At 67.6% G+C, this 19094-nt stretch carries 12 protein-coding genes; 2 read left to right on the top strand and 10 right to left on the bottom strand.

Annotated features, from left to right (window positions below; genetic code table 11):
- Positions 1-61: 61 nt before the first annotated feature.
- Together DFR34_RS10095 and pbpC are read left to right on the top strand one after the other, a co-directional pair.
- Positions 62-5728, top strand: a complete 5667-nt coding sequence (locus DFR34_RS10095) for an alpha-2-macroglobulin family protein (RefSeq protein WP_110391026.1) — start codon at positions 62-64, stop codon at positions 5726-5728.
- 37 nt (positions 5729-5765) lie between these two features.
- Positions 5766-7925, top strand: a complete 2160-nt coding sequence (gene pbpC, locus DFR34_RS10090) for a penicillin-binding protein 1C (RefSeq protein ID WP_245906857.1) — start codon at positions 5766-5768, stop codon at positions 7923-7925.
- A gap of 72 nt (positions 7926-7997) precedes the next feature.
- Here the strand turns inward: pbpC and DFR34_RS10085 are convergent, their stop codons facing one another.
- The 10 genes from DFR34_RS10085 to paaG form a co-directional block, all read right to left on the bottom strand.
- A complete protein-coding gene (locus DFR34_RS10085) occupies positions 7998-9632 on the bottom strand; it encodes a methyl-accepting chemotaxis protein (protein WP_110391024.1) in 1635 nt (544 codons plus the stop codon).
- 105 nt (positions 9633-9737) lie between these two features.
- A complete protein-coding gene (locus DFR34_RS10080) occupies positions 9738-10889 on the bottom strand; it encodes a porin (RefSeq protein ID WP_110391023.1) in 1152 nt (383 codons plus the stop codon).
- A gap of 51 nt (positions 10890-10940) precedes the next feature.
- Complete coding sequence (locus DFR34_RS10075) at positions 10941-11726, bottom strand: enoyl-CoA hydratase/isomerase family protein (RefSeq protein ID WP_110391022.1); 786 nt, start codon at positions 11724-11726, stop codon at positions 10941-10943.
- An 8-nt stretch (positions 11727-11734) separates the two neighbouring features.
- On the bottom strand, positions 11735-12511 hold the full coding sequence (locus DFR34_RS10070; RefSeq protein ID WP_110391021.1) for an enoyl-CoA hydratase: 777 nt from the start codon (positions 12509-12511) through the stop codon (positions 11735-11737).
- A 10-nt stretch (positions 12512-12521) separates the two neighbouring features.
- Positions 12522-13673: an ABC transporter substrate-binding protein gene (locus DFR34_RS10065; RefSeq protein ID WP_110391020.1), complete on the bottom strand. Its 1152-nt coding sequence runs from the start codon at positions 13671-13673 to the stop codon at positions 12522-12524.
- A gap of 38 nt (positions 13674-13711) precedes the next feature.
- Complete coding sequence (pcaF, locus tag DFR34_RS10060) at positions 13712-14917, bottom strand: 3-oxoadipyl-CoA thiolase (RefSeq protein ID WP_110391019.1); 1206 nt, start codon at positions 14915-14917, stop codon at positions 13712-13714.
- Between the two features lie 10 nt (positions 14918-14927).
- Positions 14928-16250: a phenylacetate--CoA ligase PaaK gene (gene paaK / locus DFR34_RS10055; protein WP_110391018.1), complete on the bottom strand. Its 1323-nt coding sequence runs from the start codon at positions 16248-16250 to the stop codon at positions 14928-14930.
- A gap of 66 nt (positions 16251-16316) precedes the next feature.
- Positions 16317-16775: a hydroxyphenylacetyl-CoA thioesterase PaaI gene (paaI, locus tag DFR34_RS10050; RefSeq protein WP_110391017.1), complete on the bottom strand. Its 459-nt coding sequence runs from the start codon at positions 16773-16775 to the stop codon at positions 16317-16319.
- Positions 16768-18297 (bottom strand): 3-hydroxyacyl-CoA dehydrogenase PaaH, encoded by a 1530-nt coding sequence (paaH, locus tag DFR34_RS10045; RefSeq protein ID WP_110391016.1) that lies wholly within the window; start codon positions 18295-18297, stop codon positions 16768-16770. Before paaH ends, paaI begins: the two co-directional genes overlap by 8 nt.
- Positions 18294-19088, bottom strand: a complete 795-nt coding sequence (paaG, locus tag DFR34_RS10040; RefSeq protein WP_110391068.1) for a 2-(1,2-epoxy-1,2-dihydrophenyl)acetyl-CoA isomerase PaaG — start codon at positions 19086-19088, stop codon at positions 18294-18296. Before paaG ends, paaH begins: the two co-directional genes overlap by 4 nt.
- Positions 19089-19094: the final 6 nt, after the last annotated feature.

Here is a 19094-nt window from a genome sequence, read left to right as displayed (position 1 = left end):
AATAGGGGTTTTTGACGCGGCTCAGGCATAATCACCCGATCGTCATCCCCCGGCGCGGATCATGTCCAAGCTTGTGCCTTTGCTGTTGTCTTTGTGGTCATCGTTGGCGTTGAGCGCTGGCGTGGCCAGTTTTTCTCCCCAGGGTGAAAATCCCCGGCCTGAACAACTGCGCATCACCTTCAGTACGCCGATGACGGCGCTGGCTGCCGGCGCCACTGCCCCGGCGCCCATCCGCTGGGATTGTCCGCTGAACGGCGCTGGCCGCTGGGTGGACGACAAAAACTGGGTGTTCAGTCTGTCCGCCACGCCGCAGGCCAACACCACTTGCGCCATCAGCCTGATGCCCGGCCTGAAAGACCTCAAGGGCGATGTCCTGCCTGCGGCCCGCTTTGCCTTTCGCACCGGTGCGCCGTCCATCGTGCGCAGTTGGCCATTCGACAGCAGCCAGGTGGATGAAGACCAGGTCTTTGCCCTGCAATTCAATACCGTGCTGGCCAGTACGCCCAAGGTGTATTGCCAATCCTCTGCCTGGCCAGAGCAGCTATTGATGCAGCCCATCGCGGCCGAGGCGCGCCGCCGCTTGCTGGCCCATCTGGCCAATGACGAGGGCTTGGCGCCAAAAGACGCCGACCGGGTGGCCACGCTCAGTTGCCCGCGCCGTTTGCCTGCTGACAGCGCCTTGCTGTTGCGCCTGGCGCGTGATGATCAGCAGGTGCAGCGCATCAATTATTCGGTGCGCGCGCCGTTCACCGCGACAGTGCGTTGCCAGCGTGAAAATGCCCGCGCGCAATGCAATCCGCTGACCGCGATCTCCCTGGTTTTTAGCGAGCCGATTCTTCGCGCCCAGGCCGCCGCCATCCGGCTGGGCGGCAAGGCGGCCGGATTGGGCCAGCAGGAGCGCGAAGTGACGGAGCTGGTATTTGCGCCGCCCTTCACACCCCGTCAGACGCTGGGACTCAGCTTGCCGGCCAATGTGCGGGATGTCAGCGGCCGGCTGCTGAGCAATCTGGCCGAGCTGCAAAGCGGCGTGCGCATTGCTGACTATTCGCCGTTGGCCAAATTCAGCGCGGCGCCGTTTGGCGTGCTGGAAGCCGCCGACCCGGTGCTGCCACTGACGCTACGCGGGGTGGAAGGCAATCTGTCTGGCGTCACCCCGCAATTGCGCGGCAAGACACTGTGGCTGAATGACGATCGCGCCATGATGCGCTGGCTGGGCAAGTTCGAGCAGTATCACGAATCCTCTATTCCACCAAGCCGCCAGCTTGAGGGCGCGCAGCCGGTGGAAAGCCGCCGGCTGAGCCTGCTGAACAGCCAGCGCCAGGCCAGCGAGCTGAAGTTGCCGAGCACGCCAGATAAACAAGGCCACTGGCCGTTTGAGGTGATTGGCCTGCCCCTGCCAAAACGCGGCCTGCATCTGGTCGAGCTGGAATCGCGCGTCTTGGGCCAGGCCTTGCTGGGCGAGCCGCAGCCGATGTATGTGCGCACTGCCGCGCTGGTGACCAATCTGGCTGTGCATCTGAAAATCACCCCGGAAAACGCGGCCGTGTGGGTCAGCACGCTCAATCGCGCCCGGCCGGTGGCCAAGGCCAGTGTGCGGGTGTACGACTGCACGCAAGCCCTGCTGTGGCAAGGCGACACCGACGCCCAGGGCGTGGCGCGTATTCCCCATGCCCTGAAAGAACCGCAGTGCGACAAGCCGGGCGAGCTGAGCGGACTGTTTGTGGTGGCGCGCGCGCGTGATGCCCAGGGTACTGAAGACATGGCCTTTGCCCGCAGCGGCTGGAATCAAGGCCTGGAAGCCTGGCGCTTTCCGTTTTCAGCACCGGAGGATGGCGCACCACCCTTGGTGGCGCACAGCATTCTGGACCGCAGCCTGCTGCGCCCGGGCGAAACCGTTTCCATGAAGCACATCTTGCGCACGCGCGATGCGCGCGGTCTGCATGTGTTTGAGCACGATGCCCTGCCCGACGAAGTGCGCATCAGCCACAAGCAGAGCGAGCAAACCTATACCCTGCCGCTGACCTGGCGGCAGCGCCGCTATGCGGAAACCCGCTTTACCCTGCCGGTCAATGCCGCGCTGGGCGAATACAGCATCACCCTGGTGCGCAAGGGCCGACGCGTGAGCGGTGCGGAGCAGGCGGCCAACCCGCGCGATGATGGCTACCAGCTGGAAAGCTCGGCTTTTCGGGTTGAGGAGTTTGTCCTGCCCGCCTTGTTTGGCCAGATCCATGCCGCGCCCGGCGCTGGCGTGGCGGCCCGTGAATTGCCGCTGAGCGTGCAGGTGAACTGGGCCAATGGCGGGCCTGCGCGCGACTGGCCGCTGACCGTCAGCGCCATGCTGCACCCCCGCGAGAGCGGAGTGGCCGGCTACGAGACATACAGCTTTGAACCGATGGAAGATACTGGCGCGCAGGCGCTGAATGGCAAGCTGGTGCTGGACAAGGCCGCGCTCAAGCTGGATGCCCAGGGCAATGGCCGCCTGCTGATCTCCAGGCTGCCAGCGCTGGATCGCCCCTATTGGCTGAAAACCGAAGCCTCGCTCAGCGACCCGTCCGGGGAGCGGCAAACCGTGTCGCGCTGGATTGCCCTGTGGCCGGCGGCCACCCGCGTGGGCGTTACCGCCAGCCCGGCCGGCAAGGATGGCGCCCGCTGGCGGGTGGATGCCCTCACCCTTGATCTGACCGGCAAGCCGCAGGCGGGGCGCAAGCTGCGCGTGCGCATGGTCGGCCACGACACCCTGTCGGCGCGCAAGCGGGTGGTGGGCGGGTTTTATGCCTGGGAACACGCGCAAACCCGTCGGGATGAAGGCGAGGTGTGTCAAGGCGTCAGCGACAGCCAGGGCCGTTTTGACTGCCAGGTGACGGTGAAGCCGCACGAGCAGGTGGAATTCATCGCCGAGGCAGAAGACGACCGCGGCCAGCGCGCCCGCGCCAGCTATTCGGTGTGGCCGGCCTCCGGCGAAGACGCCTGGTTTGACGCGGCCGACCACGACCGCATCGACATCATCCCCGACAAAACCGAATACCAGCCCGGCGAGCGCGCCCGTTTTCAGGTGCGCATGCCGTTCCGGCGCGCCACCGCCTGGGTGGCGATCGAGCGTGGCGGGGTGTTGGACACCCGGGTGATCGAGCTGGATCGCCCCGAGTTCGAGCTGGACATCGCCCCGGACTGGACACCGAATGTCTATGTGTCGGTGCTGGCGGTGCGCGGCCGTTTGCGTGAAGTGCCGTGGTATTCGTTTTTTGCCTGGGGCTGGCTCCGCCCGAAAGACTGGTGGGATGCCTTCTGGCATGAACGCCCGGACTACACCCCGGCCAGTGCGCTGGTGGATTTGTCGCGGCCGGCAGTCAAGTACGGCATTGCCCAGATTCGCGTGGGCGACCGCGCCCACCGCCTGAGCGTGACGGTGACCCCGGAGCGCGAGCGCTATGGGGTGCGCCAGACCGCACGGGCGCGGGTGCAGGTGCGCCTGCCCGATGGCCGCCCGGCGCCGGCCGGCAGTGAAGTGGCTTTTGCCGCCGTGGACGAAGCCCTGCTGGAATTGCAGCCCAATGCCAGTTGGAACCTGCTGCGCGAGATGTTTCCCGACTATGGCTACCGTGGCGAAATCGCCACCAGCCAGCAACAAGTGGTGGGCAAGCGCCATTACGGTCGCAAGGCGTTGCCGCCAGGCGGTGGCGGCGGCAAGGCGCCCACCCGTCAGCTGCTGGATACCCTGCTGACCTGGCAACCGGCGGTCAAGCTGGATGCGCGCGGCGAAGCCATGGTGGACATTCCGGTGAATGACGTGCTCAGCCGCTTTCGGCTGGTGGCGGTGGCCGATGTCGGCGAGCAGCTGTTTGGCACCGGCGAGGCCAGTTTTGAGGTGGCGCAAGATGTGCAACTGGTGTCTGGTCTGTCGCCGCTGACGCGTGAAGGCGATGCCATGACGGCGGCGGTGACGGTGCGCAATGGCAGCAAGCGCCCGCTGACGCTGACGGTCAGCGCCAGCCGCGACAGTCAGACCCTGCCTGCCCAGCGGCTGACCCTGGCTGCCGGCGACGCTCGCCAGCTGAGTTGGGCGGTGACGACCCCGGCCGGCGTCAGCGTCCAGCAATGGCTGTTTGCCGCCCGCGCGGAAGATGGCTCGGCCAGCGACCGGCTGAGCCTGCGCCAGCGTGTCGAGCCGGCCGTGCCGGTTAGCGTCTGGCAGGGGGCGTTTATTCGGCTGGAGGGCGAGCAATCGCTGCCTGTGGCGCTGCCTGCCGGCGCCTTGCCTGGCCAGGGTGGCGTACGCGTCAGCGTGCAGTCGCGGCTGGCAGGTGAGCTGCCCGGTGTGGCGCGCTGGCTGGAGGACTACCCGTTCAGCTGCCTGGAACAGCGCGCCGCCGTGGCGCTGGGTCGCCGCGATGCTGCCGCCTGGGCCAAGCTGCAAGAAGACCTGCCCGGCTACCTGGACGAGCACGGCCTGGCGGATTATTTTCCGCGCAGCAGTGCCAATGGGCCATCCGGCAGCGATGTGCTCACCAGCCATCTGCTCAGCGTCAGCCACGAAGCCGGCCAGCCGCTGCCTGATGCGCTGCGCGAGCGCATGCTGGCCGGGCTGTCGGCCTTTGTTGAAGGCCGCATCAAGCGCGAGCTGCCCGGTGGCGCCGCCGGGCTGGACGCGCGCCGGCTGGCTGCCATGCTGGCCTTGCAGCGCCATGGACGCTTCCGTCCGGCCATGCTCGACGTGCTGAGCGTACAGCCACAAACCTGGCCAACGCCGATGCTGGTGAACTGGGCCGAGCTGCTGCTGCGCCAGCCGGCCATCCCCGCTCGCGATGCCCGACTGGCACAGGCCAGCCAGCTGCTACGCGCGCGCCTGTTGTATCAGGGCGCACGGCTGGCGCTGGCGCGCGAGCAGCAGGACAGCGCCTGGTGGCTGATGGAAGACGGCGATCTTGCCAGCGCGCGCTTGCTGTGGCTGGCCAGCCAACTGCCGGATTGGCGCGACGATGCGCCACGTCTGGCGGTGGGTTTGCTGGCCCGTCAGCAGGGCGGCCACTGGCGCACCACCACCGCCAATCTGTGGGGTGTGCTGGCTACGCGGGCGTTTTCGGCGCAGTTCGAGCGTGTGCCGGTTCGCGGTCAGACCACGGCGGCGCTGGGCGAAGCCAGGGCCACCGTCACGCCGGCAGAGGCGCCAGTCAGTGCGCCGCTGTTGCCGTGGCCGGCCAGCGGTCAGGGCACGCTGCGGCTGAGCCACCAGGGCAGCGGTGCGCCGTGGGCGTCGGTGCTGGCGCTGGCAGCGGTGAAATTTGATGGCCAACGCAGCGCCGGCTACAGCGTGCAAAAAACCCTGACTCCGCTCAGCCAGCGCACGCCTGGCCAGTACAGCCCTGGTGATGTGCTCAAGGTCACGCTGGACATCCGCGCCGAAGCCGGCATGGGCTGGGTGGCGCTGAACGATCCGATTCCAGCCGGCGCCAGCCTGCTGGGCAGCGGTCTGGGCCGGGATTCGCAGATTGCCGTCAGCCAGGCGGGCAACGACGACAGCGTGACGCCAAGCTTCGTCGAGCGCCGCCACAGCGGTTATTTGGCGTATTTCCGCCAACTGCCGGCTGGCGTACACCGCCTGAGCTACACCCTGCGGCTGAACCAGGCCGGGGTGTTCCAGTTGCCGCCCACCCGCATCGAGGCAATGTACGCTCCTGAGCAATACGGCATGCTGGCCAATGCGCCGCTGACGGTGACGCATGCGCGTTAAGACGGGATGGCGCGCGCTCGTGCTGGTCTGCGGGCTGATGCTGGCCAGCACAGCGCAGGCGACACCCAGTCTGGCCGAGGTCAAGGCCGCCTGGCTGGCGTCGGATGTGGTGTATGTCGATCGCCATGGCGAAGAAATCCAGCGCCTGCGCCGCGACAAGCAGGCGCGCCGGCAGGACTGGGTGAGCCTGGCCGAGATGTCGCCGGCACTGCGCCATGCCCTGGTCTTGTCTGAAGATCGACGCTTTTACCAGCATAGTGGCGTGGATTGGTCGGGGGTGGCTGCTGCCGCCTGGGCCAATCTGTGGAACACCCGCACCCGTGGCGCCTCGACGCTGACCATGCAACTGGCCGGCCTGCTGGACGCCGAGCTGAAGGCGGGCGCTGGCGGGCGCAGCGTCTGGCAGAAACTGGGCCAGGGCTGGTCGGCTGTTGCGCTGGAGCGCCATTGGCGCAAGGCCGAGATTTTGGAGGCGTATCTGAATCTGGTGAGCTTTCGCGGCGAGCTGGTGGGCGTGGGCGCGGTGTCGCGGGCCTTGTTCGACAAACTGCCCGACGGTCTGAACCGCCAGGAAGCCGCCATCCTGGCCGCCCTGCTGCGTGGCCCGAATGCCGACGCTGCCACGCTCAGCCGCCGCGCCTGCACGGTATATCAAGACATGCAGGCTGACGAGGCCGTCCAACTGCATCTGCCCGCACCAGATGCCGCCGCCGGCCAGCGCGCCTGCCAGCAACTGACCTTGCTGACTCAGCAGGCGCTTGGCCGTCGGCAGGGTGGCCAGGCGCTGACCGTACAACTGGCCCCGCATTTTGCCCGCAAGCTGGCCGAGCAGCGCCGCGACCCGGCCGGCCGGGTGGTGCGCACTACGCTGGACGCCCGCCTGCAACGGCTGGCTGCCGCTGTCCTGCACCGCCATCTGGCCAGCCTGGCCCGGCGTCATGTAGAAGACGGCGCGGTGCTGGTGCTGGATAACGCCAGCGGCGACATCCTGGCCTGGGTGGGCTCCAGTGGTGAATTGTCCGCCGCGCGCGAGGTGGACGGCGTCACCGCGCCGCGCCAGGCCGGCTCGACGCTCAAGCCGTTTTTGTATCAGCTGGCGCTGCAACAGCGCTACCTCACCGCCGCCGCCTTGCTGGACGACAGTCCGCTGGACATGGCCACCGCTGGCGGGCTGTATTCGCCGCAAAATTATTCCCGTGATTTCAAAGGCCTGGTGTCGGTGCGCAGTGCGCTGGGCGCGTCGTTGAACATTCCTGCCGTGCGCACCGTCGCGATGGTCAGCCCGCGCCTGTTGCGTGACCGCCTGCACGCGCTGGGCCTGGGCACGCTGACCCGTGACGGTGATTTTTATGGCTATAGTCTGGCCCTGGGCGCGGCGGATGTGCGTCTGCTGGATTTGACCAATGCCTACCGCACGCTGGCGCAGGGCGGATTGGCCAGCCCGCCGCGCTGGACGCTGGATGCCCCGCCGGCCAGGCCGGTGCGCCTGCTGGACGCGGCATCCAGCTTTATCATCGCCGACATTCTGGCCGACCGTGGCGCGCGCTCGCGCACCTTCGGGCTGGAAAGCGCCCTGTCCACCCGCTATTGGAGCGCAGTGAAAACCGGCACCAGCAAGGACATGCGCGACAACTGGGCATTGGGCTTCAGCCGCCGCTATACCGTTGGCGTGTGGGTGGGCAACGCCAGCGGCCAGCCGATGTGGGATGTGTCTGGCATGCACGGTGCGGCGCCGGTGTGGCTGGATGTGCTCAACGCCCTGCACCAGCACACGCCGTCGCCACCGCCCGCGCCGCCGGCCGGCGTGCAGCGTCAGCGCGTGCACTACGCCGACGAGGTGGAAGCCGAGCGTGAGGAGTATTTTCTGGCAGGCAGCGAGCAGCGCGAGATTGTTGCCGTGCGCGCCAGCGACAGTCAGGCGCCTGGCATTGTTTCGCCGCTGCCTGGCAGTGTGTACGCCATCGACCCGGACATCCCGCCCAAACACCAGCGCCTGCTGCTGCGCGCACGCGGCGTGCCCGGTTCGCAATGGCGCATCGATGGCCGCCCGGTGGGCCGGGGCGATGCCGTGCCGTGGTTTCCCTGGCCGGGCCGCCACACGCTGGAACTCCTGAACGCGCAAGGCAAGACGGTGCAAAAACTCACCTTTGAAGTGCGCGGTGCGGTGGCCAGGCCCGGTGCCCGGCCACCGCGCTGAAGCCGCACGGCTGGCCGGGCAGGCCAGAAATCATACGGCGCACCCCTCCACCTGCACGGCGATGACGCAGCCTCAGCCGCGCCCGCGCGCCACGCGAAAGCGGCCGATGCGCTCGGCCAGTGCGGCGATTTCGCCGCGCACGGCGGCCACGCCGGCATTCACCGCCGTCAGGCGATGCTGGTCGCGGCTGGTTTGCTGGTGGGCATCTTCCACCTGCTGGCGGGCAGCGGTCATCGCCTCGCCCAGCGCGGCGCAGGCCTGGGCAATCTGGCCCACGCGCGCGCTCATCGCTTCGCTGTGGCCGGCCATGGCCGCCACATTGTCGCGGCCGGCCTCCACTGCCGCGCTGGCGCAGTGCGCCTGGCGGGCGGCAGCCTGCATGCCGTCGCGCGCCAGACGGCTGACCGCGCGGATGTCGCCGGCGCGCTGGCTGATCGAGGCAATGCTGCCGCTGGTGTGTTCGGCCAGCTTGCGCACTTCGTCGGCCACCACGGCAAAACCGCGCCCCTGCTCGCCAGCACGGGCGGCCTCGATGGCGGCGTTCAGCGCCAGCAAATGGGTTTGCGCGGCAATGTCGCCAATCAGCGCCGACATTTTTTCCACCTCGCGAATGGCGTCCTCCAGCCGGCCCAGCGTCTCGCCGGTGCTGTCCACCGTGGCGCGGGCATCGGTGGCGGCATCCGCCGCCATGTTCAGCCGGCGGCGCCCCTCGGCCGCCAGCGCCAGCGAATCGCGCGCCGCGTCGGCGCAGGCCTGCGCATCGGCGTCGGCGCGGCCCACCGCCGCCAGAGTGTCGGCGCTGACTGCGCGCAACTGCGCCATGCCATCCAGCCGCTGCTGCGCCGACTGGCCCAGCGCGTCAATGCCGGCCAGCAGGGCGAGGTTTTCCTGCTCGGTGGTGTGCGCTGCTGCACCGACTTCGTCCAGCAGCACCTGCAAATGCCCCTGCATCACCGCCAGCGCTTCCAGCACCCGGCCCACTTCGTCCCGGCCACCGACTGGAATTTCATGGCTGAGATCGCCCTCGGCCATACGGTGAAAATGGCCGATGATGTCGCCCAGCCCGCGCAGCGTGCGCCGGCCCAGCCAGCGCGCGGCCAGCAGGGTCAGCAGCCAGCAGCCGCCGGCCAGCGCCGCCAGCCCGCCTTCGCGCCCGGCCAGCCAGCCCGGCGCCCACCACAGCATCAGCGCACACAAGGCGGACAGCGTGGCCGCCGTGCCCAGCGTCGCCAGCAGGTGAAACGCCGTCACCCGCGTCCAGTCTGGCGCGCGCCCTTCGTGATAACGGCGCGCGCCAGCGTGGATGTCGCGGTAGCGTTGTTCTTCGGCGGCGATGCGCTGCGGGCTGGCCTCGCTGCGGATCGACATATAGCCGGTGACTTCGCCGCGCTTGAGCACCGGAATGATCAAGGACTCCGACCACACATAGCCGCCATCGCGGCGCAAGGTTTTGGCCATGCCGCGCCAGGGCTGGCCGCGCCCGGTGGTGGCGCGGATGTCGTCCAGCAGCGCCTGCGGAATGCCGGGGTGGGCAATGCGTTTCAGCGGCTGGCCCACCAGTTCTTCGCGGCTGTAGCCCAGCATGCGGGCAAACGCCGGGTTGACGTAGGTCAGATGAAAATTAAAGTCATACTGGCATACCACCACCTGGCCGCGCGGAAACGGCCGCTCGGTGGACATCGGCGTGACGGACGGCATCGGCTGCATGGCCAACTCCTTGCAGAATGGGCAAAAAAAGACCTCCGACTGCCGGCGGAGGCCCAAGCTGGGGAAACGCAACGCCACCCAATCAGGCAGACGCTGAAACACCCATCAGAAGGTATGACGCAAGCCGACGGCAAAGCCGCGCGGATCCGCGCCGGCCGCCACCCCGCCAATGCTGCCGATGCCAAAATCGTAATTGGCCGCGCGATTATTGCGAATCTCGCTGTAAATCGCCTTGAACAGCGTGCGCTTGGACAAATCATGCTCATAGCCCAAGGTGTAGTGGCGCGCCTTGCCGCTATCGGCCAATGCCGCGCTGCCGCCGCTGAGTTTGCCGGCCTGGCCGTACTGAGCAATGATGCGGCCATTGGCGCCGATGCCCAGCGCGCCGTTGACATACCACACCGACTGCTTCACATCGCTGCCGCCATAGGCCAGCGCGCCTGCGCGGGTCAGATCGCCGTCGGTGCGGTCATACATCAGGCCGATGCGGGTGTTGGCCGAAAAGCGATAAGTCAGCGCCGCGCGCAGATCGCTGACTTTTTCGAACGCGCTGACGCTGGTCGCCGAGCTGTTGTCCGCGCCGGTGGTCGAGCGGGTGTAAGCCAGTGCGGCAAACCAGGCGCCGTCGTCGTACTTCACGCCGATATTGGCGTTGTAAGCACGCGGGCCGACGCCATTCTCGCCCGTGCTGTACAGCGCACTGCCCGAAAAGTTGTTGAAGGTCGGCGTGGTGTACTGCACCGAATTGCGCAAGCGGCTGTCGAACAGCGCAATCTGGCCAGTGGCCTGGGTTTTCAGCGCGGCATCGGTCACCGCCAGATTGCCCAACTTGCCCAACAAGGCCGCCGACATGCCAATGCCGGTGCCGGCCTTGTTGATATCAAAAATCCCGCCCATCGCGCGGGCGGACGAAGTCAGATAACCCAATTGCAGCGTGCCCATGCTCGGGCCGGTCAGGCCGATAAAGGTGTCGCGGGTGCCAAAATTGCCGCCGCCAGTGTCGATGGCCAGGCCGCTTTCCACCTGCCAGATGGCTTTCAGGCCATTGCCCAGATCTTCAGCGCCCTTGAAACCGATCAGCGAACTGTTGGACGTCACGCGGGTGGTCTGGCCGATGTTCAGCGCGCTATTGGCCGCGCCACGGGCGGAAACGCTCTCCAGGGTTTCGTCGATGGCGCCGTACAGGGTGACATCGGCCAGGGCAGCGGTGGACAGGCCGCTGAGGGTGAGGGCCAGCAGGGGGCGATTCAGGGTCATGGGTGTCTTCCTCCAATGGTTGTTGTGGTGAACAGCAGAATCCGGCAAGGCTCAGCGCAGCCAGTCGGCCGGGCGTTTTTCCAGAAAGGCGGCGATGCCTTCGCGCGCTTCGGCGGTGGCGCGCTGGCGGGCAATGCGCTGGGCGGTGTCTTCGTCGGTGGCTTCGCCCAGCGGGCGGCCGTGTACGGCGGCAATCAGCTCGCGGGCGGCGCGTTGTGCGCACGGGCCGCCGGCGCACAGCGACTCGGCCAGCGCCGCCACCCGCGCGTCCAGCTGGGCGGCCGGGGCCACCTCGCTGACCAGGCCCATGGCCAAGGCGCGCGCGGCGTCAAAACGCTCGCCGCTTTGAAAATAGCGCTGCGCCTGGCGCGGGCCGATGGCCTGCAACACATAGGGGCTGATCACCGCCGGGATGATGCCAAAGCGCACTTCCGAGGTAGAAAACACCGCGTCATCGCTGGCGATGGCCATCTGGCAGGCGGCGGTCAGCCCCGTGCCGCCGCCCAGCGCCGCGCCGTGCACGCGGGCGACGGTGGGTTTGGACAAGGTGGCCAGGGTGCGCAGCATGCGGGCAAACTGGCGGGCGTCGGCCAGGTTTTCTGCTTCGCCGTGGCTGGCGGCGCGGCGCATCCAGTTCAGGTCGGCGCCGGCCGAAAAATGCCGGCCGCGCCCAGCCAGCACCACCACGCGCACGCTGTCGTCGTGGTCCAGCGCCTGGCAGGCCTGGGTAAGCTCGGCGATCAACTGCTCGTCAAAAGCGTTGAACACTTCCGGGCGGTTCATCCACAGCGTGGCCACTGCGCCATTGCGCTGGATTTCAAGGGTGGAATAAGACATGGCTCTCTCTATTGATGGCGGAACACCGGCTTGCGCTTGTCGGCAAACGCCTGCATGCCTTCGCGCTGGTCGTCCAGGGTGAAGGTGGCGTGAAACACCCGACGCTCGAACAGCAGGCCCTCGTTCAGGCTGCTTTCAAAGGCGCGATTAACCGATTCCTTGATCATCATCGTCACCGGCAGCGAGAAGCCGGCGATGGTCTGCGCGGCCTTCAGGGTTTCTTCCAGCAGTTGCGCCGCCGGGTAGAGGCGCGCCACCAGGCCGGCGCGCTCGGCTTCGGCGGCGTCCATCATGCGCGCGCTCAGGCACAGGTCCATGGCCTTGGCCTTGCCCACCGCGCGCGGCAGGCGCTGGGTGCCGCCAGCGCCGGGCATCGTGCCCAGGCGGATTTCCGGCTGGCCGAATTTGGCGGTGTCGGCGGCAAAAATCATGTCGCACATCATCGCCAGCTCGCAGCCGCCGCCCAGGGCAAAGCCCGCCACGGCGGCAATCACCGGCTTGCGGGTGGTTTTCAGCCGCTCCCAGCCGCCGGTGGTGACAAAGTCTGTCCGGTAGGCGTGCAGATAGCTGAAATCCTTCATGAAGCCGATATCGGCGCCAGCGGCAAACACCGTGTCGCTGCCGGTGAGCACCAGACAGCCGATGTCCGGGTTGGCTTCAAAGTCGTCGATGGCGGCGGCCAGCGCCGCCACCACGTCGGCGTTCAGCGCATTCATCGCCTCGGGGCGGTTAAAGCGGATCAGCCCCACCCGGCCGTGGGTTTCGGTGAGCACAGAATCAGTCATGACGGCCCTTTCACTTGCTGCCCAACAACGCCCAGTCACCGGCTTTGATTTCCACCAGGCGGAAGGCCGACAAATCCAGTCCCATATGGTCGCTGGCGCTCATATTTACCTTGCCGCTGGCGCCGACATAACCCTTGGTGGCTTCCAGTGCGTCGCGCACCTTGGCCTTGTCGGCGCTGCCGGCGCGCTTGATGGCATCCACCGTCAGCATCAGCCCGTCGTAGGCATAACCGCCAAACGAAGACACATCGGTTTTCCAGCGCGCCTGAAACGCACGGGCGTAGTCGGTGACCACCGGTTTTTGTGGGTCTTTGGCGTCCAGTTTGTCGATCACCAGCAAAGCCGTCGCCGGCAGTCGCACGCCTTCGGCCGCCGGGCCGGCCAGCTTGATGAACTCTTCCGAGGCCACGCCGTGGGCGTGGTACAAGGGCAGGGTCAGCCCCAGTTGCTTGTAGTTCTTGGTGGCGATGGCCGGGCCCTGGCCCAGGCCAAAGATGAACAGAGCCTGCACGCCGGGGGTGTTCTTGATCTTGGTCAGCTGCGGGCTCATGTCGGTGTCTTTGGGCCCATAGGTTTCATTGGCCACCAGGCTGACGCCGTATTTGCCGGCTACTGCTTCGGTTTCTTTTTTGCCCGACTGGCCAAAGCCCGAGGTTTCCGACAGCAGCGCCACCTTGCTCAGGCCGCGCTTTTTCATGTCTTCAAAGATCTTTTCGGCGGCCATGCGGTCGGTGTGCGGGGTTTTGAACACCCATTTCTTCACCGGCTCGATAATCGGCACCGCGCCGGCCAGCGAGATGAACGGCAGGCCGGCGCGCTCGACCAGCGGCACCATCGACATGGTCGAGCCAGTGGTGGTGCCGCCAATCAGCACGTCCACCTTGTCGTCGTCGATCAGCCGCTTGGCAAAACCATTGGCCTTGTTGGCGTCGCTGCCGTCGTCGTAGTGCACCAGTTGCAAGGGCCGGCCCAGCACGCCGCCTTTTTTGTTGATGTCCTCGACGTACATTTGCAGGGTTTTCAGTTCGGGGTCGCCCAAAAACGCCGCCGGGCCGGTGACCGACAGCACCGAGCCGATTTTGATCGGCTCTGCGCCGCTGGCGTGACCGGCCGCCACGGCGAGCGCCAGGCCAAACAGGGTGTTGCGGATGGATGCTTGCATGATGTGGTCTCTCCTGATGGTTATGGGGTAAAGCGCGGTCACACCCGCTCGATCACCATGGCGATGCCCTGGCCTACGCCAATGCACATGGTGCACAGCGCGTAGCGGCCACCACGGCGGCGCAGTTCATACGCGGCAGTGGTCACCAGCCGGGCGCCGCTCATGCCCAGCGGGTGGCCCATGGCGATGGCGCCGCCATTGGGGTTGACGTGGCTGGCGTCGTCGGCCAGCCCCAGGTCGCGCAGCACGGCCAGCGCCTGGGCGGCAAAGGCTTCGTTGAGTTCGATCACGTCCATGTCGGCCAGCGTCAGGCCGGTGTGCGCCAGCACTTTTTTCACCGCCGGGGCCGGGCCAAAGCCCATGATGCGCGGCGGCACGCCGGCGGTGGCCATGCCCACCACCCGCGCCAGCGGGGTCAGGCCATGGCGCTGGGCGGCGGCGGCCGAGGCCAGCAACAGCGCGCAGGCGCCGTCGTTGACGCCAGACGAATTGCCGGCGGTGACGCTCAGTTCCGGGCCGTTGACGCCCTTGAGTCGCGCCAGTTGCTCCAGCGTGGTGTCCGGGCGCGGGTGCTCGTCGCGCGTCACCGTGGTGGGCTCGCCTTTTTTCTGCGGAATCTGCAGCGGAATCAGCTCGTCGGCAAAGCGCCCGGCGGCGTCGGCGGCGGCCCAGCGCTGCTGGCTGCGCCAGGCAAAGGCGTCCTGGTCGGCGCGGCTGATGGCGAATTCGGCGGCCACGTTGTCGGCGGTTTGCGGCATCGAGTGGGTGTCGTACAGCGCCTTCATGCGCGGATTGGGAAAGCGCCAGCCGATGGTGGTGTCGTAAATCGCCGCCTGGCGCGAAAACGCGCTGTCAGCCTTGGCCAGCACAAACGGCGCGCGCGACATGCTTTCCACCCCGCCGGCCAGCATCAGCTCGGCTTCGCCGGCCTTGATCGCCCGCGCTGCCTGGCCAATGGCGTCCATGCCCGAGCCGCACAGGCGGTTGATGGTGGTGCCCGGCGCCTGGATGGGCAGCCCGGCCAGCAGCGCCGACATGCGCGCCACATTGCGGTTGTCTTCACCGGCCTGGTTGGCGCAGCCATACAGAATGTCGTCCACCGCCGCCCAATCCAGCTGCGGGTGGCGCGCCATCAGCGCCTGCAAGGGCGCCGCGCCCAGGTCGTCGGCGCGCACGCCGGCCAAGGCGCCGCCATAGCGGCCAATCGGGGTGCGCACGGCGTCACAGATAAATGCCTGGTTCATGGACTGCTCCTTATTGCTTGGGCCGTTCGTCAATCACCCGGCGGGCCTTGCCCACCACGGTGCGCGGAATGCCGTCCACTTCCAGCACGCTGATGCGGGTGGAGACGCCGATAATGGTCTTGATGCGGTGCTGCAAGCTTTTGGCGATTTCCTGCACCTGGGCCGGATTCAGCCGGCCGGACAGCTCGCGTTGCAGCTCGCAGCGCACTTCCAGGTTGTCCAGATGGCCATCGCGGCTGATCACCACCTGGTAATTGCCCGACAGGCGGGCGTCGCGCAGGATTTGTTCTTCGATCTGGGTGGGGAACACATTCACGCCGCGAATAATCAGCATGTCGTCCGAGCGGCCGGTGATCTTGTCGATGCGGCGGAACGCGCGCGAGGTGGGCGGCAGCAGCCGGGTGAGGTCGCGGGTGCGGTAGCGAATCACCGGAAAGGCTTCTTTGGTGAGCGAGGTGAACACCAGCTCGCCCTCGCTGCCGTCGGGCAGCACTTCGCCGGTGTCCGGGTCGATGATCTCGGGGTAGAAATGGTCTTCCCAGATCACCGGGCCGTCCTTGCTTTCGATGCACTCACAGGCCACGCCGGGGCCCATGACTTCGGTCAGGCCGTAGATGTCGATGGCGTCGATGCCGAGTTTTTTCTCGATTTCGTTGCGCATGCCCTCGCCCCATGGCTCGGCGCCAAAAATGCCCACCTTCAGCGAGATATCCTGCGGGGCGATGCCCAGGCGCTCGAACTCTTCGGCAATCACCAGCGAATACGACGGGGTGACCATGATGATGTCCGGGCGGAAGTCGACAATCTGCTGCACTTGTTTTTCGGTCTGGCCGCCGGACATCGGCACCACGGTGCAACCCAGCCGCTCGGCGCCGTAATGCGCGCCCAGGCCACCGGTAAACATGCCGTAGCCGTAGGCCACATGCACCATATCGCCAGGCCGCCCACCAGCGGCGCGGATCGAGCGGGCGACAATATCCGCCCAGTGGTGCAAATCCTGCTGGGTGTAGCCCACCACCACCGATTTGCCAGTGGTGCCGCTGGAGGCGTGCAGGCGGGCGATGCGCTCGCGCGGCACCGCCAGCAGGCCAAACGGGTAGTGGTCGCGCAGGTCGGATTTGGTCATGAACGGAAACAGCGACAAATCCGACAGCTGTTTCAGGTCATCCGGGTGCACCCCCTTGGCCTGGCAGCGCTGGCGGTAGGGGGCAACATGGTCGTAGCAATGGCGCAGCGACCATTTCAGGCGTTGCAATTGCAGGGCGGCGATTTCGTCGCGGCTGGCGGTCTCGATCGGGTCGAGCTCGCCGGGCTGGGGCAGACGGGCGGTCATGGTGAAGTCTCCTGATGTCTGTGTAGGGGGCGTGGCGCGGTGAGCCGCGCTCTGTTGTCTGCGGCGTTAGCCGGCGGCCTGCAAACCGGCAATCACCTCGCCGCGAATGCGATGGCTCTTGCCGCGAAACAGCGCCAGCAATTGGCCGTCGCTGCGGTGCACGCTGACGTCGTACACACCAGCGCGGCCGCTGGCGGCCTGTTCGCTGGCGCTGGCGATCAGCGTGTCGCCTTCGTGCGCAGGCGCCAGAAAATCAATCTGGCAGGCCGAGGCGACGGTGTTGTGGTTGCCGCTGTTGCAGGCGTAGGCAAAGGCGGTGTCGGCCAGGCTGAACAGCATGCCGCCGTGGCAGATGTGGTGGCCGTTCACCATATCGGCGCGCACGGTCATGCTCAGCGTGGCGCTGCCGGGGCTGATGGCTTCCAGTTGCATGCCCAGGCTGCGGGCGGCGGCGTCGCGGCGCCACATGGCGGCGGCGGCGGCTTCGGCCAGCGCCTGGGGCGACAGGGCGGCGATGTCAGTCATGCAGGATTCTCCCGGTGAGCGCCGCGCGTTGCAGGCGCGGCGAAATGCGGTAGCGGTCTTCGCCGTAGCAGGCGGCCAGATGGGCCAGCACCTGGCGCACCTGCGCCAGGCCAATCTGCTCGGCCCAGGCCAGCGGGCCGCGTGGGTAGTTGACGCCCAATTGCATGGCGGCGTCGGCGTCGGCGGCCGAGCACACGCCCTGATGGACGGCGTCGGCGGCTTCGTTGGCCAACATGGCCACCGTGCGCATCACCACCAAGCCGGGGGCGTCGTCCAAGAGGCTGACGGCTAAGCCGGCGGCTTGCAGCAAGCCCAGCCCGGCGTCGCGCGCGGCCGGCGCGCAGCCGTCGGCGGCGGCTGCGGCCAGGCGCGAGGCCAGGTGGTAATCCAGCGCGAGGTCGATCAGCAGCAGATTGGGCAGCGCCAGGTCGGCGGCGCGCTGGCTGGCGCTGCGGCCATCGGTGACGAACAACACGGCGTCATCGGCCTGGGCCACCCGGCCATCGGGCGAGGGCAGCGTGGCAAACACCACGCCGTGGGCGTGCAGCCGGGCGGCCAGGGCGCGCGCGGCCGGGCTGTCGCCGCACACCGCCAGCTGAGCGGGCGGCGGCAGCGGCGGCGCGCTGTCGGCCTGCGGCATGGCGGCGCCGTCGCGGTAGTCATAAAAGCCACGTCCGCGCTTGCGCCCCAAAAAGCCCGCCTCGACCAGGTCTTGCTGCATCAGCGAGGGCAAAAAACGCGGGTCATGAAAATAGCCGCGCCACACCGACGAGGTGACGGCAAAGTTGACGTCGTGGCCGATCATGTCCATCAGCTCGAACGGCCCCATGCGAAAACCGCCCGCCTCGCGCAATAGCGCATCCAGCGTGGCCGGGCTGGCCGCGCCTTCCTGCGCCAGGCGCAGCGCCTCGGCGTAATACGGCCGCGCCACCCGGTTGACGATAAAGCCCGGCGTGGATTTGGCGCGCACCGGGGTTTTGCCCCAGGCGCGGGCGGTGGCCATCAGCGTGTCGATCACCTCGGGCGCGGTGGCCAGGCCGGCAATCACTTCCACCAGCGCCATGCGCGGCGCTGGGTTGAAAAAATGCAAACCGGCCAGCCGCTGCGGGCGGGTAAGCGGCGCGGCGATGGCGGTCAGCGAAATCGACGAGGTGTTGCTGGCCAGCAGGGCGTCGTCGCCGACGATGGCTTCCAGCTGGCTGAACAGCGCCTGTTTGGCTTCCAGCTGTTCGACAATCGCTTCGATCACCAGCGCGCAGCCGGCCAGCTCGGCCAGCTCGCTCACCGCCGACAGCCGCGCGCTGGCGGCCTCAGCCAGCGCGGCGTCCAGCCGACCCTTGCCGGCCAGTTGCGCCAACTGGGCACGCTGGCTGTCCACCGCCTGGCGGGCGGCATCGGCGCGCAGGTCAAACAGGCGCACCGGGTGGCCGGCCAGCGCCGCCACCTGGGCAATGCCGGCGCCCATCGCCCCGGCGCCGACCACGCCCACCGGCTGCAAAGCAGACAAAGCAGCCATATTCATGCCCCGCTAAAGCGCGGCGCGCGCTTTTCCACAAAGGCGGCCACGCCTTCGGCGTAGTCGGCGCTCCAGCCCAGCTCGCGCATCAGCCCGCCTTCCAGGGTGAGCTGTTGCTCCAGGGTGTGGCTGGCGGCGGTGTGCATGGCCAGCCGGGTGCGCACCAGCGCCTTGGTGGGCATGGCCGCCAGGCGCGCGGCCAGCGCATCGACATGGGCGCGAAACTCGCCATCGGCCACGCAGGCCCAGATCAAGCCCCATTCGGCGGCGCGCGCCGCCGGCAGTTTGTCGGCCAGCAAGGCCAGGCCCATGGCGCGGGCCATGCCCACCCGTTGCGGCAGCGCCCAGGTGGCGCCGGTGTCGGGAATCAGGCCGATCTTGCTGAATGCTTGCAGAAACGACGCGGATTCCGCCGCCACCACCAGGTCGCAGGCCAGCGCCAGCGACGCCCCGGCGCCCGCCGCCACGCCATTGACCGCCGCCACGGTGGGCACGCGCAGGTTTTGCAGGCGCAGCACCAAGGGTTTGTAGTTGCGCTCGACGATGTCGCCCAGGTCAGGCAGCTTGCCGTCCACCGCCTGCATGCCCGGATCGGCCAAATCCTGCCCGGCGCAAAAGCCGCGCCCGGCGCCGCTGAGCACCAGCACGCGAATGGCCGGGTCGGCCTGCACCTGATCCAGCGCGGCGCGCAGCTCGATGTGCATGGCGTCGGTCAGGCTGTTGAGCGCGTCCGGGCGGTTCAGCGTCAGCCGCGCCACGCCATCGCGCGCCTCAAACAGAATGTGTTGAAAACCCATGGCCGG

The organism is Rivihabitans pingtungensis (assembly GCF_003201855.1).
Taxonomy (GTDB): domain Bacteria; phylum Pseudomonadota; class Gammaproteobacteria; order Burkholderiales; family Aquaspirillaceae; genus Rivihabitans; species Rivihabitans pingtungensis.
Note: the sequence above shows the minus strand (reverse complement) of the source record. Positions and strands in the feature narration are given on the sequence as shown.

Excerpts from the sequence above, each read along its gene's own strand:
- DFR34_RS10095 (WP_110391026.1), top strand. The coding sequence starts at position 62 with ATGTCCAAGCTTGTGCCTTTGCTGTTGTCTTTGTGGTCATCGTTGGCG.
- pbpC (WP_245906857.1), top strand. The coding sequence starts at position 5,766 with ATGCTGGCCAGCACAGCGCAGGCGACACCCAGTCTGGCCGAGGTCAAG.
- DFR34_RS10085 (WP_110391024.1), bottom strand. The coding sequence starts at position 9,632 with ATGCAGCCGATGCCGTCCGTCACGCCGATGTCCACCGAGCGGCCGTTT.
- DFR34_RS10080 (WP_110391023.1), bottom strand. The coding sequence starts at position 10,889 with ATGACCCTGAATCGCCCCCTGCTGGCCCTCACCCTCAGCGGCCTGTCC.
- DFR34_RS10075 (WP_110391022.1), bottom strand. The coding sequence starts at position 11,726 with ATGTCTTATTCCACCCTTGAAATCCAGCGCAATGGCGCAGTGGCCACG.
- DFR34_RS10070 (WP_110391021.1), bottom strand. The coding sequence starts at position 12,511 with ATGACTGATTCTGTGCTCACCGAAACCCACGGCCGGGTGGGGCTGATC.
- DFR34_RS10065 (WP_110391020.1), bottom strand. The coding sequence starts at position 13,673 with ATGCAAGCATCCATCCGCAACACCCTGTTTGGCCTGGCGCTCGCCGTG.
- pcaF (WP_110391019.1), bottom strand. The coding sequence starts at position 14,917 with ATGAACCAGGCATTTATCTGTGACGCCGTGCGCACCCCGATTGGCCGC.
- paaK (WP_110391018.1), bottom strand. The coding sequence starts at position 16,250 with ATGACCGCCCGTCTGCCCCAGCCCGGCGAGCTCGACCCGATCGAGACC.
- paaI (WP_110391017.1), bottom strand. The coding sequence starts at position 16,775 with ATGACTGACATCGCCGCCCTGTCGCCCCAGGCGCTGGCCGAAGCCGCC.
- paaH (WP_110391016.1), bottom strand. The coding sequence starts at position 18,297 with ATGAATATGGCTGCTTTGTCTGCTTTGCAGCCGGTGGGCGTGGTCGGC.
- paaG (WP_110391068.1), bottom strand. The coding sequence starts at position 19,088 with ATGGGTTTTCAACACATTCTGTTTGAGGCGCGCGATGGCGTGGCGCGG.